This window comes from Rhodococcus aetherivorans, from assembly GCF_025722975.1.
In the GTDB taxonomy this organism is placed as follows: Bacteria; Actinomycetota; Actinomycetes; order Mycobacteriales; family Mycobacteriaceae; genus Rhodococcus; species Rhodococcus aetherivorans.
On record NZ_CP106982.1, the window covers coordinates 2,697,878 to 2,719,716 of the forward strand.

Below are 21,839 nucleotides of genomic sequence, written 5' to 3' on the forward strand. Positions count from 1 at the left end.
CCGCTATCCTGGTTCGGTCATGACCTCGAACGCCGCCGGAGCCTCCGGCACCTCGACGACCGTCTACCTCGATCACGCCGCGACCACCCCGATGCTGCCCGCGGCCGTGTCGGCGATGACGGAGATCTTCGCGACGGTCGGCAACGCGTCGTCCCTCCACGGGTCGGGCCGCGCGGCGCGGCGCCGCATCGAGGAGGCCCGGGAGTCCATCGCCGCGGACCTCGGTGCGCGTCCCTCCGAGGTCGTCTTCACCTCGGGCGGCACCGAGGGCGACAACCTCGCGGTCAAGGGCATCTACTGGGCGCGCCGCGACGCCGATCCGCGCCGTCGCCGGGTGATCGCGAGCGCCGTCGAGCACCACGCCGTGCTCGATGCCGTCGAGTGGCTCGTCGCGCACGAGGGCGCCGAGGTGACCTGGCTGGCCGTCGACGCCGACGGACGCGTCGAGCCGGATGCGCTGCGGATGGCCCTCGCCGAGCACGCCGACGAGACGGCCCTGGTGTCGGTGATGTGGGCCAACAACGAGGTGGGCACCGTGATGCCCGTCGCCGAGCTCACCGCGGTCGCCGCCGAGTACGGGGTGCCCGTGCACAGCGACGCCGTGCAGGCGGTCGGCCATCTGCCCGTCGACTTCGCCGCGAGCGGGCTGGCCGCCATGACGATCGCCGCGCACAAGTTCGGCGGTCCCCAGGGTGTCGGTGCCCTGCTGCTGGGCCGGCAGGTGCCGTGCGTGCCCCTCACCCACGGCGGCGGACACGAGCGCGACGTACGGTCGGGAACCCACGACACCGCCGGGATCGCCGGCATGGCCGCGGCGCTGCGCGAGGCGACGGCCGAACTCGGCGAACGCACCGTCGCGCTCACGACGCTGCGCGACGAACTGATCGCCGGTGTGACGGCCGTGGTCCCGGACGCGGTCCTCAACGGCCCGCGCGGCGCGGACCGCCTGCCCGGCAATGCACACTTCACCTTCCCCGGCTGCGAGGGCGATTCGCTGCTCATGCTGCTGGACGCGGCCGGGATCGAGTGCTCGACCGGTTCGGCCTGCACCGCCGGGGTGGCGCGGCCGAGCCATGTGCTCGTCGCGATGGGGGCGGACCCCCGCACGGCCCGCGGGTCGTTGCGATTCTCGTTGGGCCACACGTCGACTCGCGCCGACGTGGAGGCCGTTGTGGCGGCGCTGCCGCAGGTGGTGGGACGGGCGCGGGCCGCCGGACTGGCCGGCGCCGGTAGTCGAGAGAGGTGACGTCGATGAGGGTGCTCGCGGCAATGAGCGGTGGCGTGGACTCGGCGGTGGCCGCGGCCCGCGCGGTCGACGCCGGCCACGACGTGGTCGGCGTGCACCTGGCGCTGTCCACGGCGCCGGGCACGCTGCGGACCGGGTCGCGGGGCTGCTGCTCCAAGGAGGACGCCGGGGATGCGCGCCGCGCCGCCGACGTGCTCGGAATCCCGTTCTATGTCTGGGATTTCGCCGACCGGTTCAAGGAGGACGTCATCGACGACTTCGTCGAGTCCTATGCCGCCGGCCAGACCCCCAATCCGTGCCTGCGCTGCAACGAGAAGATCAAGTTCGCGGCCCTCGCCGACCGGGCCGTCGCCCTCGGCTTCGACGCGGTCGCCACCGGCCACTACGCCCGGCTCGACGACGGTGTCCTGCGTCGCGCGGTCGACGCCGGCAAGGACCAGTCGTACGTGCTCGGTGTGCTGACGGCCGACCAGCTCGCGCGTGCGATGTTCCCGGTCGGGGACACCCCGAAGGAGCGGATCCGCGCCGAAGCGGCCGAGCGGGGTCTCGCGGTCGCGGACAAGCCCGACAGTCACGACATCTGCTTCATCCCCTCCGGTGACACCCGCGCCTTCCTCGGTGCCCGCATCGGGGTGCGTCCCGGCCGCGTCGTCGACGCCCGGTCCGGCGCCGTGCTCGCCGAACACGAAGGGGTGCACGGCTTCACGGTCGGACAGCGCAAGGGCCTGGGCATCGCCGGCCCCGGCGCGGACGGCCGCCCCCGCTACGTCACCGCGATCGAGCCGGACACCGGCACGGTGAAGGTGGGCTCCGCGGAAGACCTGAAGGTGTGGGCGATCAGTGCCGAGCGCGCGGTGTGGACGAGCGGGGCCGCGCCGGCCGGACCGGTCGAATGCGTCGTGCAGGTCCGCGCGCACGGCGGTGTCGCGGCGGCCGTCGCCGAGCCCGCCGGCACCGGTCTCGCGGTGACCCTGCGCGAACCGCTCACCGGCGTCGCCACCGGACAGGCCGTGGTGCTGTACCGGCCGGACGCGGGCGGCGACGTCGTCCTCGGCAGCGGCACCATCGTCGGTACCGGCACGGCGGCCACGTCCCGGTGACCGCGAACATCCCGAACCCCTGGTCCGGCGTCGCGACCGGCATCGGGTCGTGGCCCGGCACCGACGCCCGGGAATCGGCCGCGACCGTGCTCGGCGAGCTCGAGGCGTTGCCGCACCTGGTCGAGCTGCCGGCCCGCGGGCTCGGGGCCGATCTCATCGGCCGCACCGGCGCGTTGCTGGTCGACCTGCACCTCGACACGTCCACCACCGGGTACCGGCTCGGCGGTCGCCGCGGCGCGGTCGCCGCCCGCGCCGGGGATCTGCTGCGCCGAGATCTCGATGCACTCGAAGAGGCATGGGAGACAGCGGGTCTCGGTCCCGGTCGATTCCTGAAGGTGCAGTCCGCCGGCCCGTTCACCCTCGCCGCGCACGCCGAGCTGGCCGGGGGCCGGCGGGTGCTCACCGATCGCGGCGCCGTGCGCGACGTCGCCGAGTCCCTCGGCGAGGGCCTGGCGCGGCACGCCGCGGAACTGACCCGCCGCCTCGGCGCCCACGTGGTGGTCCAGCTCGACGAGCCTGCGCTGCCCGCCGTCCTCGCCGGGACCCTGACCGGACGCACGAAGCTCGAATCGGTGCCGGCGCTCCCCGAGCCGGAGGCGCAGCACCTGCTCGAGGCCGCGATCGCGGCGATCGGCCGCCCCGTCGCGGTGCACTGCTGCGCCGCCGACGTGCCCACCGGGTTGCTGCGCCGCAGCGGCGTCGACGCCGTCGCCCTCGACGTCGCGCAGCTCACCGCCGCCGACCTCGACGGTATCGGTGAGCTGATCGACGCCGGAACCACCCTCCTGCTCGGGCTGGTGCCGTCCACCGCACCCGACACGGCCGTCCCCACCTGGCGTGACGTCGCGGCCCCCGCGATCACGCTGATCGACCGGCTGGGCTTCCCCCGCGCCACGCTGCGCTCGGTGGGGGTCACCCCGCGCTGCGGCCTGGCCGGCGCCGATCCCACGTGGGCGCGCCGGGCGCTGCGCCTCGCCCGCGACGTCGCCGCCGCGTTCGCGGACGACCCGGAATCGCTCGGCTCCGCAGCGGCCGGGAACGTCGTATCGCTCGACTAGTCTTTCCGGCGTGAGTGAATCGACGGACGCGCCCACCCAAGCTCCGCCCGACGTGCGCGAGCGCTGGCAGCAGCTCGCGGAGGAGGTGCGCGAGCACCAGTTCCGCTACTACGTGCGCGACGCGCCGATCATCTCCGACGGCGCCTTCGACCAGTTGCTCGGCGCGCTGAAGCAGCTCGAGGACGACTACCCGGACCTGCGCGTCCCGGACTCCCCGACGCAGCTCGTCGGTGGGGGCTTCGCCACCGACTTCACCGCCGTCGACCACCTCGAGCGGATGCTCAGCCTCGACAACGTCTTCACCGAGGACGAACTGCGCGCCTGGGTTTCCCGCGTCGAGGCCGAGACGGGTCCGGACCTGCACTACCTGTGCGAGGTGAAGATCGACGGCGTCGCGCTGAGTCTGGTGTACGAGGACGGCCGCTTGCGCCGTGCCGCCACCCGCGGCGACGGCCGCACCGGCGAGGAGGTCACGCTCAATGCCCTCACGATCGACGACATCCCCGAAAGGCTCACCGCCACCGAGGAATTTCCCGTCCCCCGGGTTCTCGAGGTGCGGGGCGAGGTGTACTTCCGGCTCGAGGACTTCCACGCGCTCAACGCCGCCCTCGTCGCCGAGGGCAAGGCCCCGTTCGCCAATCCGCGCAACACCGCGGCCGGATCGCTGCGGCAGAAGAACCCCGCGGTGACCGCGCGGCGCCGCCTCGGGATGATCTGCCACGGGCTCGGCCGCGTCGAAGGATTCGAGCCGGTGTCGCTGTCGCAGTCCTACGCCGCCCTCGCCGCCTGGGGGTTGCCCGTCTCCGGGCACACCGCCCGCGTCGTCGGCGTCGAGGAGGTCGTCGCCCGGATGCGGTACTGGGGCGAGCACCGCCACGACGTCGAACACGAGATCGACGGGCTCGTCGTCAAGGTCGACGAGGTGTCCCTGCAGCGCCGGCTCGGCACCACCTCGCGCGCACCCCGGTGGGCGATCGCCTACAAGTACCCGCCGGAGGAGGTGACCACCACGTTGCTCGACATCCGCGTCAGCGTCGGCCGCACGGGCCGGGTCACCCCGTTCGCCTACATGGAACCGGTCACGGTGGCCGGGTCGACGGTCTCCCTCGCCACCCTGCACAACGCGGCGGAGGTGGCCCGCAAGGGCGTGCTCATCGGCGACACGGTGGTGCTGCGCAAGGCCGGTGACGTCATCCCCGAGGTGCTCGGCCCGGTGGTGGACCTGCGCGACGGCACCGAACGCGAGTTCGTCATGCCCACCGAATGCCCCGAGTGCGGGACACCGCTCGCCCCCGCCAAGGAGGGTGACGTGGACCTGCGCTGTCCCAACCAGCGGCACTGCCCCGCACAGTTGCGTGAGCGGGTCTTCCACGTCGCGGGCCGCGGCGCATTCGACATCGAGGCGCTCGGCTACGAGGCCGCCACCGCGCTGCTCGAGGCCGGGGTGATCGCCGACGAGGGTGACCTGTTCGACCTGACCGCCGAGGACCTGCTGCGGACGTCGCTCTTCCGCACCAAGGCGGGGGCGCTGTCCGCCAACGGCAAGCGCCTGCTGGCGAATCTCCAAGCAGCCAAGGACAAGCCGCTGTGGCGGGTGCTGGTGGCACTGTCGATCCGGCACGTCGGCCCCACCGCCGCACGGGCGCTGGCCACCGAATTCGGCAGCCTCGACCGGATCCGCGAGGCGTCCGTGGACGAGCTCGCCGCCGTCGAGGGGGTGGGACCGACCATCGCTGCGGCCCTGGGTGAATGGTTCGCCGTCGACTGGCACGTCGCGATCGTCGAGAAGTGGCGCGCGGCGGGGGTGCGCATGCTCGACGAGCGCGACGAATCCATCGAACGCACCCTCGAGGGCCTGTCGATCGTGGTCACCGGATCGCTCGAGGGTTTCTCGCGGGATCAGGCCAAGGAGGCGATCCTGCTCCGCGGCGGCAAGGCGGCCGGTTCGGTGTCGAAGAAGACCGCGTTCGTCGTCGTCGGCGATGCCCCGGGAACGAAGGCCGACAAGGCGGCCGAGCTGGGCATCCCCGTCCTCGACGAGGACGGGTTCCGCCGGCTGCTCGAACTCGGCCCGGACGGCGTCTCGGGTGGCCAGGACGCGATCGAGGAGGAGTTCGGCGAGCTCGAGAGCTGACCGGCGGCCGGAGCCGGTGTGACGGAGATCGCCCGGAAACCGTTTGGGCGGAAGGGGCGGTCACTGGGATAGTCCTCCAGTGATCGAGATCAGACGCGTGAGCCCGGACGAGTACGACGCCGTCGGCGCCCTCACCGTCGACGTGTACGTCGGCGGCGGATTCGTCGAGCCCGACGACCCGTACGCCGAGCGTCTGCGCGACACCGCCGCCCGCGACAAGCACGCCGAGGTGGTGGTCGCGCTCGCCGACGGCGAGATCGTCGGGTCCGTGACGCTGGCGGAGCCGGCGTCGCGCTTCGCCCACATCGCCGAGAAGGGCGAGCTCGAGTTCCGGATGCTGGCCGTCGCGCCGTCGGCGCGGGGCCGGGGTGTCGGGTCGGCGCTGGTGCGGCACGTCCTCGACACCGCCTACGACCGCGGCGATCGCGCCGTGGTGCTCTCCACGCAGCCGGACATGGTCGACGCGCGCCGCATCTACGACCGCAACGGATTCGTCCCCGTCCCCGAGCGGGACTGGGCGCCGGTGCCCGGCGTCGAGCTGAGCACCCTGGTCCGGGAGCTGGTCTGAGCCGTTCCGCTCAGCCGAGGACGGTTCCGATGATGCCGGCCAGGTAGCCGAGCCGGGCCACCTCGGACGGGCGGAACTCCGGGCCGCCGGGCCGGCCGAGCATCAGCACCCGGCCCTGGGTCCCCAGGGGCGCCGCCGCCAGGGTCGTGTTCATCGCTCGCCACAGGTCGGGCACCCACTCGCCCTCGTGGTCGAGCAGCATCGGCTTCTCGAGCGGCATCCACGGCACCTCCGCCGGCCGGGTCTCGGGGGCGCCGGAACTGCCGACCACCCGGTACACCCCGTACGGGCCGGTGTCGACGACGGTCGCCCAGCCGACGCGCAGCACCCGGGGCGCCCCGTCGACGAGCACCTGCAGCCGATCGTGGCGCGCGGTGGCGACCTGATCGATCAGCTCGAGTTCGCGGTGGGTGTCGAGGATTCCCGCATAGGGACGGATCGAGTCCACCGTCACGCCCTCGAGGCGTTCGGCGGCCGTGATGAGCGTGTCCGGCAGCGACCCGGCGTCGACGTCGACGACGAGATCGTCGATCGCGAAGCCGGCGCCGCGTTCGACGACGTCCAGCGAGAGGATGTCCGCACCGACCGAACCGAGCGCGACGGCGAGTGAACCGAGGCTGCCCGGCCGGTCGGGAAGCTGGACGCGTAACAGGTACGACACGTGCGTCCTTTCCCCGATTCCGAAGTCACGGCCGAGGCGCTCGGCCGGCGACGGACACCATCTTTTCACCCCCGCAGCACCGCCGGATGCCGGTCCGGCGGTGCTGCGCCGAGACGGGACAGGAAACCGCCGGTCACGCGGTCGTTGTCACACGAACGACACAGGTGTTTCTCCGAACTGCAACACGGCGGGCGGTCGGCGCGGGTCCGGGGAACCGGCGAAACCGTCCCGGTCGGCACGCACTACCCTGGACGGGACGTTCGTTTCTTCATCGGAAAGGGGTCACCGAAGGTGCCTGCCATCTCCCGTGACGAGGTCGCGCACCTCGCCCGGTTGTCCCGGCTCGCGCTGACCGACGCCGAACTCGACGAGTTCGCCGGCCAGCTGGATACGATCCTCAGCCACGTCAAGGCCGTGTCGGAGGTGGCTGCGGACGATGTGGCGCCGATGGCCAACCCGAACGCGGTGACCAACGTGACCCGCCCCGACGAGGTGCGCCCGGGCCTGACGCCGGAGCAGGCGCTCGCCGCCGCGCCGCTCGTCGAGGACGGCCGCTTCTCCGTCCCGCAGATCCTGGGGGAGGGCGAATGAGCGCCGACCTGACCCGGCTGGGCGCGGCCGACCTCGCCGACCGCATCCACTCCGGCGACGTCTCGTCGGTCGAGGTCACCCAGGCTCACCTCGACCGCATCGCCGAGGTCGACGGCGACTACCACGCCTTCCTGCACGTCGCGGGGGAGCAGGCGCTGGCCGCCGCCGCGGAGGTCGACCGCGCGGTCGCCGCGGGCGAGAGCCCGGCGTCGCCGCTGGCCGGCGTGCCGATCGCCCTCAAGGACGTGTTCACCACGACCGACATGCCCACCACGTGCGCCTCGAAGATCCTCGAGGGCTGGATGTCGCCGTACGACGCGACCCTGACGTCGAAGCTGCGGCGGGCCGGCATCCCCATCCTGGGCAAGACCAACATGGACGAGTTCGCGATGGGATCGTCCACCGAGAACTCCGCCTTCGGTCCCACCCGCAACCCGTGGGACACCACCCGGATCCCCGGTGGTTCCGGCGGCGGCTCCGCGGCCGCGCTGGCGTCCTACCAGGCGCCCCTGGCCATCGGCACCGATACCGGCGGCTCGATCCGCCAGCCCGCCGCCGTCACCGCCACGGTCGGCACCAAGCCCACCTACGGCACGGTCTCCCGGTTCGGCCTCGTCGCGTGCGCGTCGTCGCTCGACCAGGGCGGCCCGTGCGGCCGCACCGTGCTCGACACGGCGCTGCTGCACGAGGTGATCGCCGGCCACGACCCGCGCGACTCCACGTCGGTGGACGCGCCCGTCCGGCCGGTCGTCCAGGCGGCCCGGGAGGGCGCGCAGGGCGACCTGAAGGGCCTGCGCGTCGGCGTCGTCAAGGAGTTGCACTCGGACAGCTACCAGCCGGGCGTGCTGGCGTCCTTCGACGCGGCCGTGGCCACGCTCACCGAACTCGGCGCCGAGGTCGTCGAGGTCTCCTGCCCGCACTTCGAGTACGCGCTCGCCTCGTACTACCTGATCCTGCCGTCCGAGGTCTCCTCCAACCTCGCCCGCTTCGACGCCATGCGCTACGGCCTGCGCGTCGACGACGGCACGATGAGCGCCGAGCAGGTCATGGCCGCCACCCGGGCCGCCGGGTTCGGTAAGGAGGTCAAGCGCCGCATCATGATCGGCACCTACGCGCTGTCCTCCGGCTACTACGAGGCCTACTACGGGCAGGCGCTCAAGGTCCGCACCCTCATCGCGCGGGACTTCGAGAAGGCGTACGAGCAGGTCGACGTCCTCGTCTCGCCGACCAGCCCCTTCACCCCGTGGAAGATCGGCGAGAAGGTCGACGATCCGCTGGCGATGTACCTGTCGGACCTGTGCACGCTGCCGACCAACCTCGCCGGGCACTGCGCGATGTCCGTGCCGTCCGGGCTGTCCGCCGACGACGGGCTGCCCGTCGGCCTGCAGATCATGGCCCCGGCGCTCGCCGACGAGCGCCTCTACCGCGTCGGCGCCGCGTTCGAGGCCGCACGCGGCCCGATCGTCGCCTGAGTCCGGCCGAGGCCCGGTGCTCCGTCCCGGTCAGGGGTGGTCGCACCGGGCCTGGTCCGGGCCGTAGCGGTGCCCGTGACCGGGGGCCGCGTCCAGCGCCACCGGCAGGTCCAGCGTCGCCTGCACGAAACTGACCACCGGCAGCCACCGCGGCACGGGCGCGTCGCGTCGCGCTCGGGACAGGTCGGGCGGGGACCACAGCAGCGACGGCTGCCACCACACCACCGGATCCGACGTGTTCGCGGTGACGATCGCTCCGGCCGTGCGCACCGCGCCGGCCGGCGGACCCGCCCAGATCGCCGCGCAGGGACCCGCCGCGGCCGATGCGTGGTCGGCGAGCGCGGCGCTGCCCCCGATCGACCCGAGGCTCTGCCCGTACACGTGCAGCTGCGGGCGCCGGACCGGGTCCAGGGTGTCGAGGTGGGCGCGCACGGCCGTCAGGAGGGCGCGGGCCGACGCCGCGGCCGCGTTCCGGTCGAACAGGAACGTCACCCAGCTCGGCGCGGCCGAGTACTGCTGCGCCACGAGCGCGACGTCGCCGCCGAACACCGTGTCGAACCCCCGCACCGCGCCGGGGTCGATCCAGCCCGAGCCGGTGGGCACCGCCACCACGACGTGGGCGCGGGCGAACCCACCGGCGCGGTCGAGTTCGCGCACGGCCAGCGCGGCGCGCGAGCGGGCGTCCGCAGCGGATCCGAGCCCCACGTACGTGCGGATCGCGCCGGGATGCGCGTCGAGGGTCACGAAACGGCGGCCCTCGTCGCCCAGGGACTCCCAGGACACCAGGGACGACGGACTGCCGGCCACCGCGGCGGCGACGGGCCTCGCGACCGGGTCTGCCTGCCCGAGCCCCACGGGCACAATCGCGACGCCGACGCCCATGGCCACCGTGACAGCCGTGGCCGCGACCGCGCGGGTGCCGGCCCGCCGGCGCCACGCCCCCGGAACCCGGCCGATCGCCCGTACTGCCGCGAATATCAAGGGGGCACAACTACATACAACGATCCAGTGCGCCGGACCGGCGGGTGGTCGCCCCATCGACGCCCGCAACGCGTCCTGCCACTGCGCCGCGGCGAGCACCGCCCACCCGAGCGCGCCGGCCGCGACGACCAGCGCCGCCGGCCGCGCGGCCCCGGGCCGCGCGGATCCCCCGTGCCGCCGGCGGCGCACCCCGCCGGCCACGGCCGCGGCTGCGGCGGCGCATCCGGAGGCAGCGGCCTGTGCCAGGGCCGCACGGGGCAGCAGCGACGGCGCGAGCGAGACCCACACCGCGATCGTCACCGCCACGGTCGTCGCCACCCGCGGGCAGCGCCGCGCGAGCGAATCGACCCCCGCGTCCGCGGCCGCGGACGCCGCGAGCGCCCTCATCGCACCGCCCACCGCGCCGCCGCGGCCAACGTCCACACCACGGCCGCGTACGGCAGCGGTGACTCGGGAACCGGTGCCGCGTCGCGTTGCCGCCACGAATTGAACCGCACGGCAATCGACGCCACATCCGCGGTGAGGACGCACCAGCCGTCGCCGGGAGCCGCCGTGCGGCACGCCTCGTGCAGGTGCCGGCTCAGCCGGGCGTCCAGGCCGCGCCGCGCCTGCGGACCCGGTTCGTGTCCCACCGACCGGGCGTATCGCAGCAGGTCGTAGCCGAGATCGTGTTCACGGCAGGGTGTTTCGAAGAACTTCGGCAGGGGGACGGGGGACGAGCAGCCCCCGAGGGGATCCACCAGGATCCCGTCCTCGGTGACCGGGCGGTAGTGCATCGCCGGCTCGAAGCCGGCCGGGAAGACCTCGAGCGCCGCCGCGGTGTCGCCGTCGGACAGCGCCGCCACCGCCGCCGCCGTGGCGCCCCCGTGCGGCCTCGGCTCCCCCTCCGGACCAGCCTGCGCCCCAACGGTTCCCAGGAACAGCGCCGCGGCCGTACCCACCATCACTGTCGTCGCTCGTCTGCGCATGGCACGGACGTTAGGAACGACGGGGACCGCCGCGGATCCCACGCCGGAGCGGTCCGGCCGCGGCCGTCTGCCCCCACGGAGCCAGGCGCATCTCACCCCCTGGTATGACGACAGTGCGGGCGTCCCGTGCCTACCGTGGTGCCGTGCGCTGGACGAGAGAACGCGGCCGAGGCCGCTGGTGGACGATCGCGATCGTGGCGGCGACGCTGATCCTGTACGCGGTCGCGTGGCCCACGTTGCACCTCACCCACGAGGTGCCCGCACCGCTGATGCCCGTCGTCGCGGCGCTCGCGGCCGGGCCGTTCGTGGCGATCCGGACCGATCCCGCCCTCGGGTGGGCGGTCTCGGCCGGGGCCGCGCTGGCGATCCCGCGCGCCTTCGACCTCGTCCCCGGCTACGACTACCCCTGGCAGGTGGTGCACATCCTCGTGCTGTGCGCGCTGCTCGTCGCGGTGAGCATGCGCGCGTCCCTGCAGATCGCCGGGCTCGTGTGGGCGGCCACCGTGGTGCTGTTCTTCACCCACGTGCCGGGGCAGAACGGCTGGGGCTGGGCGCTCGGCCTGACCGCGATGGCGGTGTTCGGCCTGCTCGTGCGGTGGCTCGTGCTCTCCCGGCGGCAGCTGGCTCGGCAGGAGGAGGTCAGCGAACTCGAGCGGGCCCGCCGCGCGATCCTCGAGGAGAAGGCCCGCATCGCCCGCGACCTGCACGACATCGTCGCGCACCACATGTCCCTCGTCGTGGTGCAGGCGCAGAGCGCCCCGTACCGCCTGCCCGAGGTCCCCGAACCGGTGCGCGCGGAGTTCGAATCCATCGGGGCGACCGCCCGCGAGGCGCTCAACGAGGTGCGCGGCATGCTCGGCGTGCTCCGGAGCGACAACCTCGCCGACGTCAGCGACGGCGACGGCGAACGGGCGCAGGCTCCCCAGCCCGGCCTCGACCGGCTCGGCGACCTGTTCGAGGGCGCGCGGCGCGCCGGGATGGTCCTGTCCACCGCGACGGACGGTGACCCGGCGGGTGTCTCCGACGCCACCGCGCTCACGGTGTACCGCATCCTGCAGGAGTCGCTCGCCAACGCCGCCCGGCACGCCTCCGGGGCACCGGTCCAGGTCGGCGTGGCGTACGGACCGGACGAGGTGAGCGTGACCGTGCGCAACGGCCCCGGGCGCGCGGAGCCCGGACCCGGGGACCGCGGCGGCGGGAACGGCATCCGCGGCATGGTCGACCGGGCGCTGGCGGTCGGAGGGCGGCTCGTGGCCCATCCCGTCCCGGGCGGTGGATTCGAGGTGCGAGCGCAGCTGCCGCGCGTCCCGGCGGCCTAGGCTGAGGCCGTGACGGACCCGAGCGCAGCCGCGACCCCCATCACCGTGTTGATCGCCGACGACCAGGCCATGGTGCGGCAGGGCTTCGGCGCCCTGCTCGCCGCCCAACCCGACATCAGCGTGATCGGCGACGCCCCGGACGGTCGGCGGGCCGTCGCGGAGGCGGCCCGCCTGCGTCCCGACGTGGTCCTGATGGACGTGCGGATGCCCGAGATGAACGGACTCGACGCGGCCCGGCACATCCTCGCCGGGCGCACCGATCCGCCGACACGTGTGCTGATGCTCACCACCTTCGACATCGACGACTACGTCTACGAGGCACTGGGCCTGGGCGCCAGCGGATTCCTGCTCAAGGACGCGCCCGCCGACGAACTGATCCGGGCGGTCCGCGTCGTCGCCGACGGCCAGGCGCTGCTCGCGCCGACCGTCACGCGCCGCCTCATCGCGGACGTCACCCGCCGGCGGTCGCCGCGCCGCGGCCGCGATCGGGCGCTCGACGTCCTCACCCCGCGCGAACGCGAGGTGCTCGAGCTGATCGCCCGCGGGCTGTCGAACCAGGAGATCGCCGCGCACCTGTTCGTCGCGGAGCAGACGGTCAAGACGCACGTGGGGAAGGTGCTCGGGAAGCTGAACCTGCGGGACCGGGCGCAGGCGGTGGTACTGGCGTACGAGTCCGGACTGGTCGTGCCGGGGTGAGCGGCACCCGCGATCGGGATGCCGCGGGCGCCGCGCCGGGGCAGTATTGCCGGGAGGACCACCGACAACCTGCACGACCGGCACGGAGGTACGGATGACGCGCATCGGCATTCTCACCAGCGGCGGGGACTGCCCCGGCCTGAACGCGGTGATCCGCGGAGCGGTCCTCAAGGGCAGGACCGTCTACGGTCAGGAGTTCGTCGGATTCCTCGACGGCTGGCGTGGTTTGGTGGAAGGCGACGCAATCCCCTTGGATCGCAGCAAGGTTCGGGGATTGTCGCATCAGGGCGGCACTATTCTCGGCACCAGCCGGTTCGGCCCCTATCAAGGACCGAACGGCGGCGCGGAGAACATCGCCCGCACGCTCGAGCGCATGGGCGTCGACGCCGTGATCGCCATCGGCGGCGAGGGCACGGCCGCCGCGTCCAAGCGGCTGTTCGAGGAGGGCATCCGGATCGTCGGAGTGCCGAAGACCATCGACAACGACCTCGGCCAGACGGACTACACCTTCGGCTTCGACACCGCCGTCGAGATCGCGACCGAGGCGATCGACCGGCTGCGCACCACCGGCAACTCGCACAAGCGCTGCATGGTCCTCGAGGTGATGGGCCGGGAGGCGGGGTGGATCGCGCTGCACTCCGGCACCGCCGGGGGTGCCCACGCCATCCTCATCCCCGAACAGCCCGAGAGCATCGAGCAGATCTGCGAATGGGTCACCAGCGTCCGCGACCGCGGCCGGGCCCCCATGGTGGTGGTCGCGGAGGGATTCACCCTGCCGGAGATGACCGAGGCGTACTCCGACAAGGGGCGCGACGAGTTCGACCGGCCGCGGCTCGGCGGCATCGCCGACGTCCTCGCCCCGATGATCGAGGAGCGCACCGGCATCCAGACCCGCGCCACGATCCTGGGCTACATCCAGCGCGGCGGCGTGCCCACGGCCTTCGACCGGGTGCTCGCCACCCGCCTGGGCATGGCGGTCACCGATCTCGTCGCCGACGAGGAGTGGGGGCACATGGTGGCGCTGCACGGAACCGACATCGCCCGGGTCGGTTTCGACGAGGCGCTCGCCAACCACAAGCGGGTGCCGAAGGACCGCTACGAGGAGATGCGGATCATCTTCGGGTGAGGTCGCGCCGCGCGTGAGGGCCGGTTCGCCGCATGGCGGCACCGTCTAAAATCGAGCGCATGACTGCCGCCATGTCCGATGATCTGCTCGCCTACGACGAGGTGCTCGCGAAGTTCGAGCCCGTGATGGGCATGGAGGTGCACGTCGAGCTGCACACCGCGACCAAGATGTTCTGCCCGTGCCCGACCACGTTCGGCGCCGAACCCAACACGCAGGTGTGCCCGGTGTGCCTCGGCCTGCCCGGCTCGCTGCCCGTCGTCAACCAGGCGGCGGTGGAGTCGGCGATCCGCATCGGCCTTGCGCTGAACTGCTCGATCACGCCGTGGGGCCGGTTCGCGCGGAAGAACTACTTCTACCCGGACCAGCCGAAGAACTACCAGATCTCGCAGTACGACGAGCCGATCGCCACCGACGGCTACCTCGACGTGGTCCTCGACGACGGCAGCACGTGGCGCGTGGAGATCGAGCGCGCGCACATGGAGGAGGACACCGGCAAGTCGCTGCACGTCGGTGGCGCCACGGGCCGCATCCACGGGGCGAGCCACTCGCTGCTCGACTACAACCGCGCCGGGGTGCCGCTCATCGAGATCGTCACCAAGCCCATCGTCGGCGCCGGCGAGCGCGCCCCCGAGGTCGCCCGCGCCTACGTCACCGCGCTGCGGGACCTGCTGAAGGCCCTCGACGTGTCCGACGTGCGCATGGACCAGGGCTCGATGCGCTGCGACGCCAACCTCTCCCTCAACCCGATCGGAGCGGCGGAGTTCGGCACCCGCACCGAGACGAAGAACGTCAACTCGCTCAAGTCGGTCGAGGTCGCCGTGCGGTACGAGATGCGCCGCCAGGCCGCGGTCCTGACCGCGGGCGGCACGGTGATCCAGGAGACCCGGCACTTCCAGGAGGCCGACGGCACCACCTCGCCGGGCCGGCGCAAGGAGACCGCGGAGGACTACCGCTACTTCCCGGAACCGGACCTCGAACCGATCGCCCCGAGCGCGGAGTGGATCGAGGACCTGCGCGCCACCCTCCCCGAGCTGCCGTGGCTGCGGCGCGCCCGGATCCAGGCCGAGTGGGGCATCTCCGACGAGGAGATGCGCGACCTCGTCAACGCCGGCGCCCTGGACCTGATCATCGCCACCACCGAGGCCGGCGCCCCCGCCTCCGAGTCCCGGTCCTGGTGGGTCGCCTACCTGGCCCAGCAGGCCAACACCCGCGGCGTCGAGCTCGTCGAGCTGCCGATCACCCCGGAGCAGGTCGCGCAGGTGATCGCCCTCGTCGCCGACGGCACGCTCACCAACAAGCTCGCCCGCAAGGTCGTCGACTACGTGCTCGCCGGTGAGGGCGACCCGAAGCAGATCCTCGCTGCGCACCCCGAACTCGTGGTCGTGCGCGACGACTCGCTCATCAAGTCGGAGGTGGAGAAGGCGCTGGCCGCCAACCCCGACATCGCCGACAAGATCCGCAGCGGCAAGGTCCAGGCGGCCGGCAAGATCGTCGGCGACGTGATGAAGGCCACCCGCGGCCAGGCCGACCCGGCCCTGGTCAAGGAGCTCGTGCTCGCCGCCTGCAGCTGAGTTCTTCCACGAGAGGTTCTTCCGCGAGCGGGCGGCCTGCCGGGATGGCAGGCCGCCCGTGTGTCTACTGCGTGTCGCCGGCGATGTTCACCATCCACTGGATGCCGAACTTGTCGGTGCACATGCCGAAGTGGTCGCCCCACGGTGCTCGCTCGAGCGGCATGGCGATGGTTCCGCCGTCGCTCAGCTGGTCCCAGTAGCCCCGCAGCTCGGCCTCGTCGTCGCCGCTGAGCGAGATCGAGATGTTGTCCCCCGGGTTGTAGCTCATCTGGTTGGGGGTGTCCGCCGCCATCAGGACGAGACCGTTCGGGCTCGCCAGCATCGAATGCATGATCTTGTCCTGCTCGGACGGGTCGTCGCTCGCGTGCATCTCCGCGAACGTGCTCACATCCAATTCTCCGCCGAACACGGATCGGTAGAACTCCATGGCCTGGCGGGCATTGTCGCGAAAGCTGATGTACGGATTCAGGCGTGTGGTCATGCGGGCCCCTCCCTCGGGCGTGCCACTGCTTCGGACCGATCGGCGACATTGTTGCACCGTCCCGGGTCGAACGGGGAAGTGTGCCGGAAGCAATTGCGACACAGTCGAATTCGAGTAATCCGAACCGTCGCGGGAGCGGGTGCGGGCGGATCCGCCGCGAAAACGCTGAGATTCGACCGAAACGTCCGTATTGTCACTGTCGTCGTGGGGCGGGTCGACGCTCACGGCGCACGGGCGGCCGGATTTCTCGTCGGACATCGCGGAGGATCAATGTGCACTCGGGCAATGTGGACCGGAAGCGGGCACGGCGTTCTCGTCGGCCGGAACATGGACTGGCGCGAGGAGATGGACACGAACCTGTGGTCACTTCCGCGGGGGGTCGACAGGATCGGGCACGACCGCGATCCCGACCCGGTGACCTGGACGGCCCGGTACGGCAGTCTCGTGGCCGCCGTCTGGGACAACGCCACGAGCGACGGGATCAACGAGCGCGGCCTGGCCGCCCACGTGCTGTGGCTCGCGGAGGCGGACTTCGGGGAACGGGACCCGGAACTGCCCGCGCTCGCGGTGTCCCTGTGGCCGCAGATCTTTCTGGACCTGTGCGGCACCGTCGACGAGTGCCTCGCCCTGATGGCCGAGCGGCCCTTCCAGGTCCGACCGTTGATCGAGCCGCGCTCCCAGCGTCCCGCGACCGTGCATCTGGCCCTCGAGGACGCGAGCGGTGACTCCCTGATCCTCGAGCACATCGGTGGAACGCTGCGGATACATCACGGCCGCGCGAACACCGTCATGACGAATTCACCGCCGTACGACGAGCAGATCGAACTCCGGAAGAGCTTTACCGGTTTCGGGGGATCCGAGCCGCTGCCCGGCACCACGGAGGCGTCCGACCGCTTCGTCCGGGCAAGTTACTATCTCGACCGACTGCCCGCCGTGGAGACCCCGGCCCGTGCGTATGCGGCGCTGCTCAGCGTCATGCGCAATGTCGCGCAACCGTTCGGCGAACCCGATCCGCAACGGCCGAACATCTCGATGACGATCTGGCGCACGCTGACGGACCTGACCGAGGGGCTGTACATGTTCGAATCGTCGTTCAGCCCGAACATCGTGTGGACCCGGTCGGCCGACCTGGACTTCTCGACCTGCCGCAAGCTCGACCTTGCGAAACCGGGCCTGCTGGGCAACGTGAGCGGCGCGTTCACCGACGCGGCCGAGCCGCCCTTCACGCTGTCGTGACGTACCCCGAGACGAACGGTTCCGGCTAGTCGAAGCCGCCCCCGCCGGCGGGGAACTGGATCAGCACGACCCGATCGTCGTTCGGGCCCGGTTCGCCGCCGGCCTTGTTGACGGTGGACACCCACAGCTGCCCGTCGCCGCCCGCCGACGCGCCGCCGAGACGGCCGTAGCGGTCCTGCACCGCCGGCACGGGCGCCGCCGTCACCGCCCCTGTTCCCGGATCGATGGCGACCACCGCAACCGCCTTGCCGTCCGTCAGCGACACCGCGACCGCGTCCGCACCGGCCGCGCATCCGGCCACGCCCGGACGCTCGGGCCACGTCCAGGCGGGGGACGCGCCCACCGCGCCGTCCACTCCGACACGCTGCAGCCGGTCCTCGAGCGCGGTGCGGTCGGTGACCCACAGGTTTCCGGCGGGATCCCGGCACACGTCGCCGGCCGTTCCGATCCCCGAGAGCACGACCGACGGCGCCGCGGCCGCGCCCGGCGCCGGCAGAGGCATCCGCAGCAGCTTCCCGGCGAGCGACGCCGGATCGGCGGCCGCGGCCGGATTCCCGGCGTCGCCGGTGAGCACCACCAGGTCGGTGGGTGAGGTGAACTCGAGCGCGCCCGCGTTCCCGCTCGCCCCCCGCGGGATGCCGGTGAACACGGGCTTCGGGACGTCGCCCGCGGCGAGCCGCACGACGCGGTTGTCGGTCGGGGTGGTGATGTAGGCGTAGAGCAGCCGATCCTCGTCGAAGGTCGGCGACAGCGCGAGATCGAGCAGCCCGCCGTCGCCGGAACCGTCGACCGGCACGGTGGCCACCTCCACCGGTTCCGTCCGCGGTGCCACCCGCAGGATCCGGCCCGTGCGCCGCTCCGCGACGAGAGCGGAGCCGCCGTCCGGCATGGTGACCAGCCCTCCCGTGGTGTCGAGGCACGTGGCGACCACCGCGGGGTCGGGGTCCTGACACGGGCCCGGCGGTGTCGGCGGTGCGCCCGGCGTCGTGGTCGTCGTCGGGGGCTCGAGCGGTTCGAGTTCGGCGCCCGCGTCGAAGCTCGGCTCCGGCGTGAACGGGGTGGTGGTCGCGTCGTCGAAACGGGCACACGACGTGGTGAGGGCGAGCAGACCCACGATCGACGCGACCGTCGCTCGCATCCGTCGCGACCCACCGACTCTCGCGCGCCTCGTCATGACCATGACGTTACCGGGGCGGCGCGCCCCGACTCGGTTCCCGGGTCGGCCGACCCGGGCGACCTACCCTGGTTCGGTGACCGACAAGGCGAAAGACCACGTCCCGGAGCCGACGCCGCAGGATGCCGCGGAGCCGGTGTCGAGTCCCTACGACAATCCCACCCTGGAGCTGCAGCGCCCCCGCTCGTCGATGCTCGAGTCCGATGACGACCTCGATCTCGACAACTCCGCCTTCGAGCGGCGCGGCCCGGCGCAGTACGGGTACGCGGACTCCGACGTCGCCCCCACCGAGCGGATGCACCGGTACGAGCCCGCGGGCGCCGTCGCGGCGCCGATCGGAGCGGAGACCGGTGCCGCGCCCGGGCCGGCGAAGGCGCGCCGCGGCACACTGGACCTGGGGTTGCTCGTGCTGCGGCTCGTCGTCGGCGGCACGATGGTGGTGCACGGGGTGCAGAAGCTGACAGGGCTGTGGGGCGGCCCCGGCATGGACGGGTTCGAGGCGATGCTCGCCGACGCGGGCTACCAGCGTCCGGCCCTGCTCGCGGTGCTCGGTGCGGTGGGGGAGGTGGCGGCCGGAGCGCTGCTGATCCTCGGGTTGCTCACCCCGCTCGCCGCCGCCGCCGTGCTGGCGATCATGATCAACGCGTGGTTGTTCCGGCAGTCCGCCGAGCCGGGACTGCAGTACTTCGCGCCGGACGGGGTGGAGTACGAGACCCTGCTCGCGGCCGCCGCCGCAGTGATCGTGCTGACCGGTCCCGGTCGGGTCGCGGTCGACGGCACCCGCGGCTGGGCGACCCGGCCGTTCGCCGGCTCGTTCGTCGCGCTGCTGCTCGGCGTCGCGGGTGGGGTCTGCCTCTGGATATTCGGCCGCTGACGCGGACGGTGCGTCCTTCGGGCGGCAGGAACAGCCCGAAGGACGCACCGGTGCCTACGGCACCCGGCGGACTGCACCCTTGTCGGCCGAGGTGGCCAACGCGGCGTAGGCGCGCAGGGCGGTGGTGACCGTGCGCTGCCGGTCGACCGGCAGCCACGGGCGCTCCGAAGCCTCCATCTTGGCGCGCCGCTCGGCGAGGACGGCGTCGTCGACGAGGACCTCGAGGGTGCGCGTGGGGACGTCGATGCGGATCCGGTCACCGTTCTCGAGCAGACCGATGACGCCGCCGGACGCCGCCTCGGGCGAGATGTGGCCGATCGACAGTCCCGACGTGCCGCCGGAGAACCGGCCGTCGGTGATCAGGGCGCACTGCTTGCCCAGTCCCGCGCCCTTCAGGAACGCGGTGGGATGCAGCATCTCCTGCATGCCCGGCCCGCCCGACGGCCCCTCGTAGCGGACCACGACGACGTCCCCGGCCTGCACCTTCTTGCCGAGGATCACCGACACGGCCTCCTCCTGCGACTCGACGACCAACGCCGGGCCCTCGAAGGTGAACAGGTCCTCGTCGATGCCGGCGGTCTTGAGGATCGCGCCGTCCGGAGCGAGGTTGCCGCGCAGGACGACCAGTCCGCCCTCGACGGTGTAGGCGTGCTCGACGTCCCGGATGCAGCCGGCCGCGGCGTCCGTGTCCAGCGACGACCAGCGGTTGGCGGTGGAGAACGGCTCGGTGGTGCGGACACCGCCGGGGGCCGCATGGAACAGCTCGATCGCCTCGTCGGAGGCCTTGCCGGAGCGCACGTCCCACGTATCGAGCCACTCGTCGAAGCTCGTCGTGTGGACCGTGGTCACGTCCGTCTCGAGCAGCCCGGCGCGGCGCAGCTCGCCGAGGATCGCGGGGATGCCGCCGGCCCGGTGGACGTCTTCCATGTGGTAGTCCGAGTTGGGGGAGACCTTCGCCAGGCACGGCACCTTGCGGCTGATGGCGTCGATCGTGCCGAGGTCGAAGTCGACCTCGCCCTCCTGCGCCGCGGCGAGCGTGTGCAGCACGGTGTTGGTCGAGCCGCCCATCGCGACGTCGAGCGCCATGGCGTTGCGGAACGCGGCGGGGGAGGCGATGTTGCGCGGCAGGACCGACTCGTCCTCGTCCCGGTACCAGCGCAGCGCCGCCTCGACGACCGTGGTGCCGGCCCGCTCGAACAGCGCCCGGCGTGCCGCGTGGGTGGCCAGCGTCGACCCGTTGCCGGGCAGTGCCAGTCCGAGCGCCTCGGTCAGGCAGTTCATGGAGTTCGCGGTGAACATGCCCGAGCACGACCCGCACGTGGGGCAGGCGCTGCGCTCGACCTCGTCGAGGCCGTCGTCGCTGACGGCGTCGTTGGCCGACGCCGAGATCGCGGTGATCAGGTCGGTGGGGGCCTGCGCGACACCGCCGACGACCACCGCCTTGCCGGCCTCCATCGGGCCGCCCGAGACGAACACCGTCGGGATGTTCAGGCGCATCGCGGCATTGAGCATGCCGGGGGTGATCTTGTCGCAGTTGGAGATGCACACCAGCGCGTCGGCGGTGTGCGCATTGACCATGTACTCCACCGAGTCGGCGATGATCTCGCGGCTGGGCAGCGAGTACAGCATGCCGCCGTGGCCCATGGCGATCCCGTCGTCGACGGCGATGGTGTGGAACTCGCGCGGCACACCGCCGGCGGCCCGCACCGCCTCGGCGACGATCTCGCCGACGTCCTTGAGGTGGACGTGGCCGGGCACGAACTGCGTGTAGGAGTTCGCGATCGCGACGATCGGCTTGCCGAAGTCGGAGTCGGTCATGCCGGTGGCGCGCCACAGGGCGCGGGCCCCGGCGGCGTTGCGTCCGGCGGTGGTGGTGCGTGACCTCAACGGGGGCATCGGGTTCCTCGGGGGCTAGGGCTGCTTCGGGGCTAGGGCTGCTTCGGGGCTGGGGCTGCTTCGGGGCTGTGTGCTGCGCGGGCGCGGCGACGCCGGGGACCGGGCTCCGCCGGACGGGGCCGGAGCGGGCCTGGGCGGCTTCGAATTTACTCGTGTGCTATTTCGACTCGACGTCCGCGTCCGGCTCGGTGTCCGCGGCCTGCTCCCGTGCCTCCGCCTCGCGCGCGGCCGCATACGGGTCGGTGATGCGACCGCCGCTACCGGCGGCGAGCTGGGGGAGACGGCCGAACGTGACGACCGGCAGGGGTACCTCGGTGCCGTCGGTGCGGCGGGCGCGCGCCCAGCCCCGCTTGGGGAATCGCAGGCCGTCGAGTTCGTCCCAGGCCAGGGTCCGGGTCGAGAACGCGGACCGGGCGGTGATGCCCTCGGGCCCGACGACGGTGCGCACCCGCAGCACCCACGCGCCGACGAGGAACGGAATCACCACCATCCAGCCGAACGCGGCGGGCCAGGCCAGGGCCGGGGAGGCCACTCCGAGCAGCACGAACCCACATGCGAGCAGCGCGAGCCGGGAAATCTGGATGACCTGCGGCTGCTGTTCGGCCGTATGGGATGATGGGCGTGGTGGCACGGGCTGCTGTGGAGATGACACCTCACCATCTTCCCATTGCAGCCGAGGCATCTCAC

General features: G+C 72.5%; 20 protein-coding genes. 13 read left to right on the plus strand and 7 right to left on the minus strand.

Annotated elements, in window-relative coordinates; translation table 11 throughout:
- The first annotated feature begins 19 nt into the window (after window positions 1-19).
- The 5 genes from OCS65_RS12290 (at window position 20) to OCS65_RS12310 (ending at window position 6,106) form a co-directional block, all read left to right on the plus strand.
- Window positions 20-1,246, plus strand: a complete 1,227-nt coding sequence (locus tag OCS65_RS12290; protein ID WP_050035419.1) for a cysteine desulfurase family protein — start codon at window positions 20-22, stop codon at window positions 1,244-1,246.
- 5 nt (window positions 1,247-1,251) lie between these two features.
- A complete protein-coding gene (gene mnmA / locus OCS65_RS12295; protein ID WP_029544449.1) occupies window positions 1,252-2,346 on the plus strand; it encodes a tRNA 2-thiouridine(34) synthase MnmA in 1,095 nt (364 codons plus the stop codon).
- Window positions 2,343-3,404 carry a methionine synthase gene (locus OCS65_RS12300; protein WP_050035417.1) on the plus strand — a complete coding sequence of 354 codons (1,062 nt, stop codon included), beginning with the start codon at window positions 2,343-2,345 and terminating at the stop codon, window positions 3,402-3,404. The genes mnmA and OCS65_RS12300 overlap by 4 nt, the downstream gene beginning before the upstream one ends.
- A gap of 10 nt (window positions 3,405-3,414) precedes the next feature.
- Window positions 3,415-5,538, plus strand: a complete 2,124-nt coding sequence (ligA, locus tag OCS65_RS12305) for an NAD-dependent DNA ligase LigA (protein ID WP_029544445.1) — start codon at window positions 3,415-3,417, stop codon at window positions 5,536-5,538.
- A 79-nt stretch (window positions 5,539-5,617) separates the two neighbouring features.
- A complete protein-coding gene (locus OCS65_RS12310; protein ID WP_029544443.1) occupies window positions 5,618-6,106 on the plus strand; it encodes a GNAT family N-acetyltransferase in 489 nt (162 codons plus the stop codon).
- A gap of 10 nt (window positions 6,107-6,116) precedes the next feature.
- On the opposite strand, the gene OCS65_RS12315 is transcribed toward OCS65_RS12310, so the two are convergent.
- On the minus strand, window positions 6,117-6,767 hold the full coding sequence (locus OCS65_RS12315; protein ID WP_006942337.1) for an ACT domain-containing protein: 651 nt from the start codon (window positions 6,765-6,767) through the stop codon (window positions 6,117-6,119).
- A 291-nt stretch (window positions 6,768-7,058) separates the two neighbouring features.
- On the opposite strand from OCS65_RS12315, the gene gatC reads away from it, so the two are divergent.
- Window positions 7,059-7,358, plus strand: a complete 300-nt coding sequence (gene gatC, locus OCS65_RS12320) for an Asp-tRNA(Asn)/Glu-tRNA(Gln) amidotransferase subunit GatC (RefSeq protein ID WP_029544440.1) — start codon at window positions 7,059-7,061, stop codon at window positions 7,356-7,358.
- The gene (gene gatA, locus OCS65_RS12325) at window positions 7,355-8,830 is read left to right on the plus strand and encodes an Asp-tRNA(Asn)/Glu-tRNA(Gln) amidotransferase subunit GatA (protein WP_161996481.1); all 1,476 of its coding nucleotides are present in this window, start codon (window positions 7,355-7,357) and stop codon (window positions 8,828-8,830) included. The genes gatC and gatA overlap by 4 nt, the downstream gene beginning before the upstream one ends.
- A gap of 30 nt (window positions 8,831-8,860) precedes the next feature.
- Here gatA and OCS65_RS12330 read toward each other — a convergent pair whose 3' ends face one another.
- Both OCS65_RS12330 and OCS65_RS12335 read right to left on the minus strand, forming a co-directional pair.
- Complete coding sequence (locus OCS65_RS12330; RefSeq protein ID WP_260325663.1) at window positions 8,861-10,234, minus strand: alpha/beta hydrolase; 1,374 nt, start codon at window positions 10,232-10,234, stop codon at window positions 8,861-8,863.
- Window positions 10,195-10,779, minus strand: coding sequence for a hypothetical protein (locus OCS65_RS12335; protein ID WP_238406504.1), 585 nt, complete (start codon window positions 10,777-10,779; stop codon window positions 10,195-10,197). The genes OCS65_RS12330 and OCS65_RS12335 overlap by 40 nt, the downstream gene beginning before the upstream one ends.
- A 104-nt stretch (window positions 10,780-10,883) precedes the next feature.
- On the opposite strand from OCS65_RS12335, the gene OCS65_RS12340 reads away from it, so the two are divergent.
- The 4 genes from OCS65_RS12340 (at window position 10,884) to gatB (ending at window position 15,491) form a co-directional block, all read left to right on the plus strand.
- Window positions 10,884-12,098, plus strand: coding sequence for a sensor histidine kinase (locus tag OCS65_RS12340; RefSeq protein WP_202917350.1), 1,215 nt, complete (start codon window positions 10,884-10,886; stop codon window positions 12,096-12,098).
- Between the two features lie 9 nt (window positions 12,099-12,107).
- Entirely contained in the window at window positions 12,108-12,794 is a 687-nt protein-coding gene (locus OCS65_RS12345) for a response regulator (protein WP_006942343.1), read from the plus strand.
- A gap of 94 nt (window positions 12,795-12,888) precedes the next feature.
- Complete coding sequence (locus tag OCS65_RS12350) at window positions 12,889-13,920, plus strand: 6-phosphofructokinase (RefSeq protein WP_006942344.1); 1,032 nt, start codon at window positions 12,889-12,891, stop codon at window positions 13,918-13,920.
- 59 nt (window positions 13,921-13,979) lie between these two features.
- Window positions 13,980-15,491, plus strand: coding sequence for an Asp-tRNA(Asn)/Glu-tRNA(Gln) amidotransferase subunit GatB (gene gatB / locus OCS65_RS12355; protein ID WP_006942345.1), 1,512 nt, complete (start codon window positions 13,980-13,982; stop codon window positions 15,489-15,491).
- A gap of 64 nt (window positions 15,492-15,555) precedes the next feature.
- Here the strand turns inward: gatB and OCS65_RS12360 are convergent, their stop codons facing one another.
- Window positions 15,556-15,972, minus strand: a complete 417-nt coding sequence (locus tag OCS65_RS12360; protein WP_006947411.1) for a VOC family protein — start codon at window positions 15,970-15,972, stop codon at window positions 15,556-15,558.
- Window positions 15,973-16,257: 285 nt separating this feature from the next.
- Between OCS65_RS12360 and OCS65_RS12365 the strand changes: the two genes are divergently transcribed.
- A complete protein-coding gene (locus OCS65_RS12365; RefSeq protein WP_029544427.1) occupies window positions 16,258-17,208 on the plus strand; it encodes a linear amide C-N hydrolase in 951 nt (316 codons plus the stop codon).
- Between the two features lie 25 nt (window positions 17,209-17,233).
- On the opposite strand, the gene OCS65_RS12370 is transcribed toward OCS65_RS12365, so the two are convergent.
- Window positions 17,234-18,346: a PQQ-dependent sugar dehydrogenase gene (locus tag OCS65_RS12370; RefSeq protein WP_006947419.1), complete on the minus strand. Its 1,113-nt coding sequence runs from the start codon at window positions 18,344-18,346 to the stop codon at window positions 17,234-17,236.
- A 112-nt stretch (window positions 18,347-18,458) separates the two neighbouring features.
- Here OCS65_RS12370 and OCS65_RS12375 point away from each other — a divergent pair, with 112 nt between their 5' ends.
- Entirely contained in the window at window positions 18,459-19,256 is a 798-nt protein-coding gene (locus OCS65_RS12375) for a DoxX family protein (RefSeq protein WP_050035413.1), read from the plus strand.
- Window positions 19,257-19,310: 54 nt separating this feature from the next.
- Here OCS65_RS12375 and ilvD read toward each other — a convergent pair whose 3' ends face one another.
- Window positions 19,311-21,152, minus strand: coding sequence for a dihydroxy-acid dehydratase (gene ilvD, locus OCS65_RS12380; RefSeq protein ID WP_203329191.1), 1,842 nt, complete (start codon window positions 21,150-21,152; stop codon window positions 19,311-19,313).
- A gap of 157 nt (window positions 21,153-21,309) precedes the next feature.
- Entirely contained in the window at window positions 21,310-21,783 is a 474-nt protein-coding gene (locus OCS65_RS12385) for a PH domain-containing protein (RefSeq protein ID WP_029544420.1), read from the minus strand.
- Between the last annotated feature and the right edge of the window lie 56 nt (window positions 21,784-21,839).

Excerpts from the sequence above, each read along its gene's own strand:
- OCS65_RS12290 (WP_050035419.1), top strand. The coding sequence starts at position 20 with ATGACCTCGAACGCCGCCGGAGCCTCCGGCACCTCGACGACCGTCTAC.
- mnmA (WP_029544449.1), top strand. The coding sequence starts at position 1,252 with ATGAGGGTGCTCGCGGCAATGAGCGGTGGCGTGGACTCGGCGGTGGCC.
- gatA (WP_161996481.1), top strand. The coding sequence starts at position 7,355 with ATGAGCGCCGACCTGACCCGGCTGGGCGCGGCCGACCTCGCCGACCGC.
- OCS65_RS12335 (WP_238406504.1), bottom strand. The coding sequence starts at position 10,779 with ATGCGCAGACGAGCGACGACAGTGATGGTGGGTACGGCCGCGGCGCTG.
- OCS65_RS12340 (WP_202917350.1), top strand. The coding sequence starts at position 10,884 with ATGACGACAGTGCGGGCGTCCCGTGCCTACCGTGGTGCCGTGCGCTGG.
- OCS65_RS12350 (WP_006942344.1), top strand. The coding sequence starts at position 12,889 with ATGACGCGCATCGGCATTCTCACCAGCGGCGGGGACTGCCCCGGCCTG.
- gatB (WP_006942345.1), top strand. The coding sequence starts at position 13,980 with ATGACTGCCGCCATGTCCGATGATCTGCTCGCCTACGACGAGGTGCTC.
- OCS65_RS12360 (WP_006947411.1), bottom strand. The coding sequence starts at position 15,972 with ATGACCACACGCCTGAATCCGTACATCAGCTTTCGCGACAATGCCCGC.
- OCS65_RS12365 (WP_029544427.1), top strand. The coding sequence starts at position 16,258 with ATGTGGACCGGAAGCGGGCACGGCGTTCTCGTCGGCCGGAACATGGAC.
- OCS65_RS12370 (WP_006947419.1), bottom strand. The coding sequence starts at position 18,346 with ATGCGAGCGACGGTCGCGTCGATCGTGGGTCTGCTCGCCCTCACCACG.
- ilvD (WP_203329191.1), bottom strand. The coding sequence starts at position 21,152 with ATGCCCCCGTTGAGGTCACGCACCACCACCGCCGGACGCAACGCCGCC.